Genomic DNA, 13,032 nt, shown 5'->3' on the forward strand with positions numbered 1-13,032 from the left:
CACAGCTTGGGCTACCGCTTCGGTGAAGCAGCTTCGGCGTTTGCTTGTTTGGAAGCTTCGGCCTCTTCAAGCTTCTCTTTGGCTAGAACAAAATTCTTGATAGCCCAGCCCTTTTCCGTCGACTTTGCACCCACTCCTAGTGGCATCAAGTAACCGCGTACCTGTTCGAATTCAGGCAGCTTGTTACCTTTGACCTGTTGATCGTTCACCACAGCGGTAGCTCGCGGCTTCAGGATACGATCCAAGAGGACAGCAAGTATCGACTGATTGTCAGGGAGTTGATCGGTGCGAAAAAGTTCGTATTGCATTTCAAAAGAGCGGTCACTGCGAACGACTCTCCAGGCACAACGCTCGTCGTCACCCGCGATAGCGTCGAGTTCTGCCAGTACTTTAGCCACGTCATCTTGATCAACAAATGGGCTGTTTTCGACGGGCAGTTTTGCTCGATCGAGCACTTCACGAATCAAGTCGGCATGCGATGCAAAAACCAGATAGCCGTCGAATTTTGCGATCGCCCAGTTATTTAGCAATGGCGAATCATCCGTATCTGGTTCTTCATCGCCCGTTGTTGCACCAAAATCACCAAAGTCGGTATCTAAATCAGCGGCAAAAGTCTCGTCTTCACGAGACACCTTCCAAATCCGAACGTCCCTGTAGTCTTCAACGATAGCATCTGGCTCATTTTCCATTGCACGATCCAGAACAGCCTTCAAAGTATTATCAGGATCATTCACTTGAATCGCGACGAGGGCTCTACGCGAGTTAACTGTGATTGGTAGCACAGTATCTGTCATCACAAAGATTTGATTAGTTAGGAACGGTAGAACTTCGTTGCGAATATCGATCCGCGGGCCCAATGGATCAGTCTGGATGCCCTCGATTACAGAATCAAACGTTCCTGCTTGGCCAGCAATTTCGTCAACAATCGATCGCACCTTCCAGAACGCTTCCTTTGCGTTCCACGCTAGCGAGGTGAATGTCGAAGACTCTGGCGAAACCCACGAGGGCACGTTCGTAGTTGCAGCGTTCGGGAAGTCCAAGATTTGCACTGCTTCAGGTAACGGCCTTTGTGCAACGACAAACGCTTCATGAATCATGTCATATTTTTCAGTCCCAACCTCGACGCGACCTGCGACCGCAGAAATCTTTCCGAACCCTTGGTTTTCAAGCACTTTGAGGATATCAGTTTGACCTGCTGCAGCCCGGCCCGATATGAACCGCATTGCTTTCGCTAATCCGATGGGACGGACGAAGTACTCGAGATCATAATCGGTAATCTTTGCGTCGAGCGATTCAATGCTCGATTGATAGATTGCTTCGGACGCAAGCGGATTATGATTTCCGCCGCTAGTATTGGCGTCGATAAGATTGCTCAACAGAGACAGGTCATCCGTCGCATACAGTTGCTTGTCTGTCAGCGAGTAAAAGGTGGAACGAATGACTGTATCGCCTGGCTGACGTCGTAACGTGTACTGACGGACCGCTGTTCCGGCCACTTGAGAATCTTGAGCTGTTGCGCCGCGCTTCTTTAATTCCACGTCGGCCTTATCAAGCAACGCCTTGGCTTCGGCATTCTTGCCATCGATATCCATCACCAAACAGACAGCATAAGGCCGCTGTGCATTTTGAGGTTGCGAGACCCATGCCACTGCAGCTTGGCCTGTTGATATCTCATACAAGTCGTCGGCCTGAAGATTCAGTTGCCAACCAGCATCGGTAAAGCGTTTCTGAATTTCGGCGCGCTGCTCGTCCCAGAACGGTTTCAATCGTTCGTCGTTGCCCAGTAGTCCCAGTTGAGTTTTATTCCAACGTTCGATAAACCTGGGCAAATCGACAACTCGTACACATCCCTGTGTTTCTGCTGGCAATAACTTGCTTACGGAAAGGGCGTCATTTTGTGCGGAACAAGTAACAACCCCTTGAACTAGCGCGCCCGCTATAAAGGTGATCGATAATAAAAGCAGTCTCACCAAATCTTCTCCTGACACGACATTATCAACGCTCTCCCTGAAACGATTATCTAAGCGTGATTTTATGTGGCGATCTATCAGGATCTTGCCACACTTGAAATGCCAATTGAGCAGATCGAGAATGCAACAGAGCTAACAGGCGCCACAGAAACCTCAAATCTTAGCCAATTTTCCAGGATCGCGGAAACCCCGGTATCAATTGGCGCTGTTTTTTACTCACTTTATGGGACGAATCTTTCGGGTCTGCTACAGCATATCAATTGGATCAATATCGATCACATACTGAACTTCTTTAGGGGGATGCAAATCTGCCTGAACCCGCAATAGCAGTCGATTCAGGCTGGCAGCCTCATCTGATGACAGCATCAAATGGAATCGAAACATGCCCCGCAGCCTGGCAATTGGCGGTACGGCTGGCCCAAGCACACGCGTTTCCTTGCCCAACAATTCTCGGTGCTTTTTTATTGAACTAGCGATCTGGTCCGCAAATGCCTCAGCTACGCTTTCCACCGGTCCGCGGACAATTATGCGTGCCAGCGCGCCATACGGTGGATATCCGAATTTTTCTCGGTGCCCTAATTCTGCGGCAGCGAAACCTATGAAATCATGCTTCGAAGCCGACTGAATTGAAGGATGGTCGGGCGAATAAGTCTGTACAAACACCTTCCCCGGCTTCTCCCCACGCCCGGTTCGGCCAGCGACTTGAGTGATCAACTGAAATGTTTTCTCCGCCGCCCGAAAATCAGGGAAATGGAGTGCCATGTCGGCGTTGACGACTCCCACCAGCAAAACGTTCGGGAAATCCAATCCTTTAGCAATCATTTGGGTTCCCAACAAGATCTGGATTTCTCCCTCGCGGAACATCGTCAGAGTCCGTTCGTGTGAACCTGGTCGCCGCATCGTGTCAGAATCCATCCTGGCCACGCTCGCCGTCGGCAGCAAATCTTTGACCTCTTGCTCCAGACGTTGCGTCCCAATTCCAGAAAAACGTATCCCATCAAATCGGCATTTTGGACAAACCGGTGGCGTCGGAATCGTATAATCGCAGTAATGACACATCGCCTTTCCACCATCACGGTGATGCGTCAAAGGCAGGTCGCAATCAGGACACGACACAACGCTTCCACACGCAGGGCACTGAATCGTGGTTGCAAAACCGCGACGGTTCAGCAGCAAGATCGTCTGCCCGCCTTGGGTAATATTCTCACGCATCTCGCGGAGCAACGGCTCCGAAATCGCTCCTCGTTTCGGATCAAATCGCAATGCCCTCAAGTCGATGATCTCGACGTTCGGAAGAGGGCGATTGTGAATTCGGCGTGGAAGAGACACCCGTGTATAGATGCCTTTGACAGCGCGCTGCCAACTTTCCAATCCCGGCGTCGCCGAACCAAGCACCAGAGGGATCTTTTCGAGCATGGTGCGATGGAGCGCCACATCGCGAGCATGATATCGTGGGACAGTATCCTGCTTGAACGAAGTCTCATGCTCTTCGTCCAAGATGATCAGTCCGAGGTTGGGCGCTGGAGCAAACACCGCGCTGCGAGGACCAACAATGACAGACACCTCGCCCTCAAAGATTTGCCGCCATTGGTAGTGTCGCTGGGCATCGGACATATGCGAATGCAGCAAAGCCACCTCACCAAATCTGTCCTTGAACAGGTTACGAGTTTGAGGCGTCAACGATATCTCGGGTACAAGTACGATTGCCTGACGACCATATCGTATCACTCGCTCGATCGCCTGCATGTAGACTTCGGTCTTTCCACTTCCGGTGACTCCGTGCAAGAGAATGGTCGAATGCTGCAAGCTTTCTAGCGAATCCAGAATCTGTGCTAAGGCAAGCCGCTGATCTACGCTGAGCGCTTTGGAACGTGTCTTCTGCGCAGTCATTGTTCCAAGACTATTGCCATCAACCAGCACACGCTGTTCGTAAATTTCAACCAAGCCTACCTTTGCCAATGTTTGTACCGGAGACTGAGAGCAGCTGGCCATCTTCATCAGGTCATCCATTGCCATCGGACCGTCGGCCAGGATCAACTGTCGAGCGATCTGTTTCTGTTTCGGGGGCAAGGCTTCAATTCGGGCTTCGTTGCTTCCTTGGTCTGTTAGGCGTACCATCTTCTTTAGCCTAGTCCCCGCCGAAGAACGAACGCCGGCCGGTATGACGGCTTCAAAGATCTGGCCTATCGGTACAAGATAATAGGCAGACATCCAGCGGATCAGCTCGATTAGCTTCCCTGGGCAAAGCGATTGTTCGTCCAAACATTCAGCAACAGGCTTCAGAGCCCCCGGCGACTGGCGTATCGTTTCGATATCTAAGCAGTAGCCTAAAATGAGTCGATTCGATTTTCCGAGTGGAACGCGAACTCGCATCCCCACGCCTAACTTGCCAGCCAGGGCAGGGGGGATCGTATAGTGAAACGGTCCAAAAGGTGGCTCAGCGAGCGCGATCGACGCTACCATCAAGTCTTGCTGCGAATCCAATTCCCAAGGTGCCGCATCTTCGTTAAATAGTTCTCCCTGCCGCTTAGTCATGTCATCCACTTTGTCATTTGTATTGCATTTGTCATCCGCAATTGTGATTCTGAATTGGCTTTCCGTATACCGTACAATGTTAAATGACTGGCGTGACACGTTCGGTCTTACTACAACTCAGTCAAAAACCCTTTGGAATTGAAAGCCGCGGGAATGCGAATCGGAATTTTAGGTGGATCGTTTGATCCAATTCATTTTGCACACCTGCTGATGGCCGATGCAGCTTTTGAGCAGCTCAATTTGGAGCAAGTTCGCTTTATGCCCGCAGCTCAATCGCCCCTCAAACAAGACCGACCACCGATCTTAGCCAAACATCGCTGTGAAATGATCACGTTGGCCATCAACAGTGATCCAAGATTTGCAATGGATGATCGTGAGGTGCGTCGTCAAGGCGTAAGCTATACGGTCGATACGCTTCGTGAAATTCGTTCCGAGCATCCTACCGCCGAATTCTTTCTAATTATTGGCGGCGATTCACTTCTGGATTTTGCAAAATGGAAAGAACCGGAAGCGATTTGTGACTTGGCAACGATCGCGGTCGCGCACCGTGGCGGCCTTGAAGCCCCCAATTTTGAAGTACTGCAGCCTTTTGTTGCGGACGAACAACGACTCGCGCAGATTCGCTCCTGCCAGTTAATATTGCCAGTCATGGAAATCAGCAGTACCGACATTCGCACACGAGTCCGCGCGGGTCGTTCGATTCGCTACCGCCTGCCAGCAGCCGTCGCGGCGTACATCGATTCGAATCAGATCTATCAATGAAAAACCCTCGAGTGCGGTCGGCACTCGAGGGTTTAAGCTTTAGGGTGCAAGCGAGGGTTTTCGCAGCACAGGCTTAGTTCTAGTTCAATTGTGCGAAGAAAGCATCGACCGAATCCATATAAGCCCGGCTTTGCTGTGCCGCAGTTGGAGCTGCAGATACGGCAAAGAAGTTCAGTTCGGATTCGAGTGCCACAATTTTCACCATTGTGTTCCCTTCGCTATCGCGAGCGATGAAGAACTTGCCGCGAGGAATTGCTGCAGTCTTAACAGAAAGGTCGGTTCCAACGATCGTTAGAAACGCATCGCGGCTATCGGCACTCAAGGTGACTTCCGCGAAGATCATCGGGCCGTAGCCACCGTGAACCGTCGAAAACGCCATCGTTCCATCGGCCCCTACAACGGCATCAATTCCCTTACCTCGAACGTGCGGGAACTGTCCAAAATAGCCCGCAGCAAGATTGTCCAAGATGCTCGCAAATTCGACGTCGGTTCCTAAGATGCTGAAATTAGCAACAATCGTGCTACCGCCAGGAACAGCAATGGTTCGTGTCACCGAATCGGCTGAAGGTCCATCAACAGTCATCATCGGTTGGACATACCGAACGGTATAGGTACCAGGTGGCAACGTTTCGAAGCTGTAGGAACCGTCTGCCTTTGTTACGGCAGTCTCAGATACCGCTCCACCGCCTGTTGCGACCGTAGTACCTGTCAGGACGACAGTCACACCGCTCAAACGATTTTCATCGGAATCAACTACGTTATCAGAATCATCGTCGATCCAAACAACACCGCTTATGGTCGATGGTTGGAATGGTGCGACTTGAACGTTGACCGTGCCGACGCCCGTCTTGGGATTTGCAACACCAGCGGTTGTTCCATTATCGATTGTTTCGATTTGGAATGTTGCTGTGCCCGAGGATCCCGCCGTTGCAGTAAAGGTGATTGTTCCGTTCGCGTTCAGTACTGCGACTCCACCCACTGCGCTGCCCGGAATGATTCGATTGATCCGTAAGGTCTGCGAAGCTTCGTTAGTCGCTCCGCGCGATGTCGCCGCAAGCTCTGCTGTTAGATCGATACTCGTTGCCAGACCAGCAAAAGCCGAACGCGTCGCAGTCAGAGCGGCCGGATTGTCGTTGACTTCGGTAATGGTAACTGTGATTCGTCCGGTTGCGGTCTTCGCGACGAAGCCAGGCGTTGCTACCGTTTCTGCATCGGTGATTGTATATTCGAGAACCGCTACTCCATTGACGTTCGTGGCTGGAGCGTACCGAACGTTGCCTCCAACGATCGTCGCTGTACCGCCACCGCTTATTACGCGAACTGCGGTAATCGACAGAGTTTGATTTGCAGTTTCATCTGCTGCGTTGGCTGGCCCTGGACGGTCATTGGAAAGAATCTGCGAAGCTTGGATGACAACTGGCACATCTTCAGGAGTGGTCGCTGTATCATTCCCAGTCTCCGGCGCATCGTTGTCTGCTGCGATGGTGAACGTGACGCGACCGGTGGCTGTTTTCGGATCAAGCACACCATTTGTCGTTCCGTCATCAGTCGCAGTAAATTCTACGACAACGTTGTTAACGCGATTCGCCGCTGGCGAGAAAAACAGATCTCCGTTTTGAACGTTCACTGTCCCGCCACCAGAGATAATTCTAGCGGAAGTGACCGATACTGTTTGATCTCCTTCCAGCGGTCCAGCACTTGAACCTTCCAAAAGCGTCGTGCCGGCCACTCGAAAATTCACCACGTCTTCAGTCGTCGCAATAGTTCGGCTTTGAACTACAGTCGGTGCGTCATTGACCGCGGTTACCGTCACAGTAACTTGCCCAACCGATGGTTCCGAATCATCTCCGGTGTCGACCATGGTATAGGTGAAGATAACTTCGCCAAAGAAGTTTTCAGATGGCACAGTATAGACCAAGCGATCATCGCTTGAATCAGGATTGGTGCCTGGGTCTAGCGTTACGGTGCCTAAGCCACTTGCAGGCTGAGTGAACGACAGCAACCGTTTCTGCTCGCCATCGTTTATAAAATCGTTAGCAAGTACATTAATCGTAAGCGGTGCGGTAGTGCCTTCTACAATGCTAACAACGTCCCGAAGCGCAAAAGGCAGAACTGGTGGCACGATATCGATCGTAACACGAGCTTGTGAAGTGGTTGCGCCGGTGGGGTCGGCTAAGTCGGTGACTTCGTACGTGAATGCGTCGGTTCCCGTCGCCACTCCTGCTGGGGGAGTGTAGAAGATACTTCGACCATTCGCGGCAATTCTTACGTTGCCAGTACCACTTTGATTCAACACACGGACTATACGCAAGTCCGTAATCGGCTCGTTCGGTCCAGCACTATCATTCTCTAAAACGAGCAACTCTTGCTCAGTACCGCTCAATCCAAACACGACATAGCTATCAGGATTAGCAGTTGGTGCGTCGTTCACACCGATCACTCGAATCGTAAACGTCCCAGTCGTCGATAGATTCGGCGTACCGTTGTCGGTTCCTGTGACGACAATGTCAACATCGCCAAAGAAGTGTTCGTCAGGCCGGAATACCAAATTTCCACTGGCATTGAGAAGAACGACACCACCTATCTCGCCGCTGACTAACGCTGGATTACTCAATGTAATCGTTTGTTCTTCGAACGGAGCGCCTGGTCCAAACAAGCTGGATGGTGCGAGGACCAAGTTGGTATCTTCATTCGTGGTGAAAGTTGGGCCCAATGGCGTCGGTTCGTCGTTGACTTGCGTAACCGTGATATTGATGCGAGTCACCGCGCTTTGCAAATTCGCTTGATCGGCTGCAACAACGTTAAGTCGCACGAGTCCATTAAAATCCTCGGCCGGAGTAAAGACCAATTGTCCATTCACAACCTGAACAGATCCGCCAGTTTCACCGGGCAACAGTTCAGCAGACACAAAACTCACTGCGCCCGTCTCGCCGCCAGGACCCGGCAAAAACACTTCCGACGCCGCCACAGTGAGTGGAGTTGTACTATCTTCTTCGATAGTTAACGCTGGAAGCGGCGATCGAGGAATTGGCGGATCATTTACTGGTGTAACATTGACTGTTACCGTACCAACGCTGGTATCACCAAGCGTGTTTGCTACCGTATAAGTGAACGTAGCTTGGCCAAAAAAGTCTCTCGCTGGGTTGAAAACGATATCGTTTCCACCCGGAGTAAAGCTCACCGTGCCTACAGATGCACCTGGGTTACTAACAGCCTGGATACCAGCCAACTCGCCAACAAGGACGATGTCATTTCCGGTTACGTTCGTTAACGTAAAAGGCCCGAGATCTTCCCGCAAGAGCGGAGCCCCCGGAGCAGGAAAGACATCATTCACTGCTTGGACTCGGTCGATAACATTGATCCGGAAAGGAGCTGGAAACTGAATTACATCTGCCGGCAAATCCACTGAATCTTCAGTATCCTCACCAAAGGAACTGAGCAAGGCGATGCCGGCAAATTCGTCTGCGACATTTGCAGAAAATTCAACGATACCTGTTTCCGTACCGCGAAATTTCACATCAAAAATACTAATGAAGACATCGGGATTCTCAATAATCAACGGGAAAAAGAATGAAAGCGATGAGCCTATTTCATCGAGTACAAATCTCCCATTGCCCGCCGATACCAGAGCACCCGTAGGAGAAAAACCGTAAATCAAGTTGTTTGTAGACTGTGGCGTAATTGGAAATCCCATCGCCGGAAAAAGTACATCCGAATTAGATGGATCAATAATTCCAGGTGGTACGACGATTGAAGGAGTTCCTGATGGAGCAGTCAGGAGATTTGATTGGACTGTGGGATTCGGGATATCAATACGAGCCAATTCTCTAAAGTAGTTTAGCTTGAACGTTGCGTCATTTCCTGAACCGTCGTTTTCGATAATTATGTTAGCGGCACCGCCAGCGAAAGGCAGTGCGCCAATAGCATTGACGATATTGGTAGCAGTTGCTCCGCGGTTGATTGCTCCACCTGCTGTCCGTGCGACAGTGATTGGAGCAGTAATTTGGCCGCCAAAATTCAGTGTGAAGGTCCCGCCGTCAACATTGCTTAGCTCAATTGTTTGAAACTCACCATACAACGCTCCAACCTTTTCATTCGGAGAACCATCCAGATTCACGTATTCAATATCCAAATAACTGGCGAAGACACCTTCGGCTTCATCGCCGCGATTGTCTAAAATCTGTGTTCGGACTGAAAAATCCTGCCCCATGCCGATGATGTAAGTGGTCACACCGTCTACGACTGACGAAGCAAGTTCGTTCCCTTGACTATCAATCGGAACTAATTGAACCTCCGCCAGAATCGTTTCTCCTTCCGCTCTGTTCAACTTATTGATAATGCTAAGCACATCAAGCGGTGTCACACGCCCATCGTCATTCACATCCAACATTGAACTAAATTTGGGCGTACTGGTGCTCGCAGAGCTTGTCGTGGCTTCCCCTTCGCCTGATCCAACGCCTCTGCGATACTGACGATTTAGATGATTAATCACACTGAGCGCATCGAGGGGCGTTACGCGGAAGTCGCCGTTAACGTCCTGCGCAATCAGCGGATTGTGCAAGAAATCGGCTGCCATCAGATCGCGTCGCTCGAGAGCCTCCACTCGCAACCGACTCTCACCGCGTTTCTTGGCTAGCTTTCGGCTCCCCGATTGCCGCACCTTTTGCAGGACTTTCGAGATAGCTGATGTGGATCGATTGCCTGAGTTCGACCGTCGCGTAGATCTTTGCATCGTTTGCTGTGATATTAGAGAAGGGTTGTTGCCGAAGATTCCAGCCGATCCAGTTTTTGTGAAAAGTCAGCTAAAACTCACGGTTTGAGAGTAATTGGGGGTATGATCGTTTTCAATCTGCAGGCTTACCCAGCCCGCAGGATTTGTCCGTAAAGGAGCATTAAGGTCGAAATAATCGCTACAACTTGGGCAGAACATGCCACCAGACGTAGCTATTGGACGTCCCGGACGATGGTCCGGTTCCAGGAATTTAGTCAAAATCGATAAAATCGCTAAAGCCGCTTTTTCCGAGAGATCGAAAGATGCGCAGTGTCGGCTCACGCTGGAAGAGGAGCTAATTGAAACAGTTGAAGCAGGTTTGACGGCAATGCTTGGTCGACTTGGGTGCGTAAACTCTCCTGCGGTTCCGTTGAAGGCTGCGTGACTTCCGAGTCCGTAGAAAGAGTCGCACTCAGAGAGCGATGCTGACCGTCAATAAGACGACCGCGATTAGTGATACTTGGTAGGAACCTAACTTCTTGCTCGTCACTGACACCTTCACTCTCTCCAACGTCCCAAGAGACGCTGTGCCCAGCGAATGCCGCATCGACGACAATGGCTGGGGCTACAGTAGGTTGGAGATTCGCGGGAGTTCCTGCAAGAGATTGCCCGGTCAAAATGCCGGTCGACGGCCCTTCGCCAACGGCACGGCTAACTGCATTTATCGCATTAATGATTATCAGCACGTCCAATGGCGAAAGCACCAAATCCTTATTGGCATCGACAACCCAGCCCGCAGGAACATCCAGGTTCTCTAACCGACCAATGCCGTATCGATTGAGTGCATTGATAACCTTCAACACATCGAGCGGCAGGATCTTGGTGTCTCCATCAACATCCAGTTGATTTGTCTCTCGAGCCCAAGGGTTATGCGCCAAATGAAGCCCAAAATTTAGACCATTCAACGCAGCGTCCGACTCAAATGAAACAGCAATTAAATCGTCTGCAGGTGTAGTCTGTTGATAAATGTCGTGCTTCGGAACGACCCTAACTGCGTACTCTCCGACCGGAAGGACATCAAAGTGATATCGACCGTTGGAATCGGTCGTCGTCACCGTCGGCGTCCCGTAATCTAAATCCCCAAGCTCAACTGCCGACGATCCTAAGACTTGAACAAGGACTCGGGTCATTCGACCAGTCGGATCTACCACCCGCAACTTGGCAGGTTGCTCAGACACAAGTAGAGTTTGAGAATTGGAAACAACGACCACGCCATGGGCATCGTAGCCACGGATCTGAACAATCGCAGTCTGAGCAATCGCCGCTGCTTCGATTTCAAACGTTGTGAAACTTTGTGAAGTCGATATTTCTAGCGTTTGCGATGAATTCCAAGCATCAAGCAATCGGTTATTCGCACTTGAAAATGGTTTCAGCACCTTCCCGCTGATCCTCTGCCCGTTGCCGATTCCAAGAGTGTAATTCCCACTCGAACCGCTATTCCTGATCGAAACTCCCCCGAAAAAGTCAGACTGAAGCAGTCCGTCAGGTAACGCATTCAACTCAATGTGCCTATATAGATTGAGCGGAGCCCCTGTCCCCGATCGCAGCTCAACAACCCAGCCATGCCGCCCAAGTTCGGTAACGTCGTAGATTCCATCTCCATCGATGTCATTCCATACTAGCCCACCAAGCCCTCTTGCGTTCGTACCTGTGGGTTCTCCAACTACAGCTGCGGAAAACGTACCGCTTGTAATTCCAATCCTCGCATCAACTGCTCGAATCTCAACGATCTTACCGGCGTTGGCCTCTGCGACTGGAATTTCGAAATTCAGATTGGCTTCATACTCGTTTGGCTGTACCACCGATACCCAATTTAAATCGCCTTCAAATCGGTATTGGACATCCGTTACTCTGTTGATCGTAATACTGTTGCCGTTACCGGAGGAATTTTGATTGGGTGCAACCTGCGCATAGGCTCGACCATTGAAACGGTAGACGGAATGCACAGGATCAAAACGCCCAACACCTTCCAACCCAAGCGGGACATCCAATACGTCGAAAATGCCATCTCCATCACTGTCTTGCCAGCCGAGCTGGGCGAGCGTTGAAGCCGTAGTCTCAAGCGTTGTGTAAGCTTCCTCTAACAGAGCGCCTGAAGTCATAATGCTGACTTCTTGTACAAAGTTCGGGTCGGGATGAAGATCAATAGCGTTGGTATTTTGCGTATCGTAGTAACCACGTCGCTGGTAATAATTTCCTCCACCAGAGTATTCATCGCGAGCATAGAAGATATGCCCCGTCTCATGTGCAAACGTCGATGGCGGCCGCGTGGACGGGACAACTTCGAATAGGCCACCGGCAAAGGCAAACGCACGGCTGAACGCACCACCGCTCGCAAAAGAACCATTGGGGTCGTTCTGAGCGTTGACGACGAAAATGGTGAATGACCAATCCGTCGCCAGCTTCACTCGTTGCGAGTGATTAAACTCGCGAATATTCGCCTCCAAACCACCATGGTTGCCGAAGCCAATATTTGTCAGAAACTCGGGCACCCAACGATTGTAATCATTGGAAATACGGCTGATCGGCTCATAAACCGTCTCGGCAGGATTGTCTACGAAAGTACGATCAAAGACCCACTCAAGCGTGTGGACTGGACTTTTCTTTGCGAGCAGGTCGACCCAGAAGTCGAGCCCGGTAACTATGTTTTGAAAAACTTGCTCCTTATAAGTCGGCGTCCAGTCCTCCGTACTGTGATCGAGCTGACCGTTACTCTCCAAGAAAACGGGCGTTACCGCGACACGACCGAGCATAAATTCTGCGGTATCAGTCGCGACGGCGCCGAAAGGCAAAGACGCCATGACGCGGCGGTCTTCCAAACGCTCTACTCTGAGCCGTCGCTCTGTTGCTCTCAACTTTCGCGCAGCACGCTCTCTACGGCTGCGAGGCGAGCCAGAAGATTTTGAACTGTGCATAAATTCGAACATTGTAAACCGTACGCAAATTGCAGTCGGGCGAGCTCAGTAGCCTTTGATGATAGTTGGGGGACGAAAG

5 protein-coding genes are annotated in these 13,032 nt (G+C 50.9%); 1 reads left to right on the top strand and 4 read right to left on the bottom strand.

Annotated features, from left to right (window positions below; all coding sequences use genetic code 11):
• Positions 1-11: 11 nt before the first annotated feature.
• Together SH451x_RS22030 and priA are read right to left on the bottom strand one after the other, a co-directional pair.
• On the bottom strand, positions 12-1,970 hold the full coding sequence (locus SH451x_RS22030; protein WP_479359320.1) for a hypothetical protein: 1,959 nt from the start codon (positions 1,968-1,970) through the stop codon (positions 12-14).
• Positions 1,971-2,216: 246 nt separating this feature from the next.
• The gene (gene priA / locus SH451x_RS22035) at positions 2,217-4,505 is read right to left on the bottom strand and encodes a replication restart helicase PriA (RefSeq protein WP_479359321.1); all 2,289 of its coding nucleotides are present in this window, start codon (positions 4,503-4,505) and stop codon (positions 2,217-2,219) included.
• A 153-nt stretch (positions 4,506-4,658) separates the two neighbouring features.
• On the opposite strand from priA, the gene nadD reads away from it, so the two are divergent.
• The gene (gene nadD / locus SH451x_RS22040; protein WP_479359322.1) at positions 4,659-5,267 is read left to right on the top strand and encodes a nicotinate-nucleotide adenylyltransferase; all 609 of its coding nucleotides are present in this window, start codon (positions 4,659-4,661) and stop codon (positions 5,265-5,267) included.
• A 79-nt stretch (positions 5,268-5,346) separates the two neighbouring features.
• Here the strand turns inward: nadD and SH451x_RS22045 are convergent, their stop codons facing one another.
• Both SH451x_RS22045 and SH451x_RS22050 read right to left on the bottom strand, forming a co-directional pair.
• A complete protein-coding gene (locus SH451x_RS22045; RefSeq protein WP_479359323.1) occupies positions 5,347-9,999 on the bottom strand; it encodes a tandem-95 repeat protein in 4,653 nt (1,550 codons plus the stop codon).
• Positions 10,000-10,316: 317 nt separating this feature from the next.
• On the bottom strand, positions 10,317-12,965 hold the full coding sequence (locus SH451x_RS22050) for a dockerin type I domain-containing protein (RefSeq protein ID WP_479359324.1): 2,649 nt from the start codon (positions 12,963-12,965) through the stop codon (positions 10,317-10,319).
• Positions 12,966-13,032 lie beyond the last annotated feature (67 nt).

This window comes from Njordella aestuarii (assembly GCF_056494165.1).

Excerpts from the sequence above, each read along its gene's own strand:
- priA (WP_479359321.1), bottom strand. The coding sequence starts at position 4,505 with ATGACTAAGCGGCAGGGAGAACTATTTAACGAAGATGCGGCACCTTGG.
- nadD (WP_479359322.1), top strand. The coding sequence starts at position 4,659 with ATGCGAATCGGAATTTTAGGTGGATCGTTTGATCCAATTCATTTTGCA.
- SH451x_RS22045 (WP_479359323.1), bottom strand. The coding sequence starts at position 9,999 with ATGCAAAGATCTACGCGACGGTCGAACTCAGGCAATCGATCCACATCA.
- SH451x_RS22050 (WP_479359324.1), bottom strand. The coding sequence starts at position 12,965 with ATGTTCGAATTTATGCACAGTTCAAAATCTTCTGGCTCGCCTCGCAGC.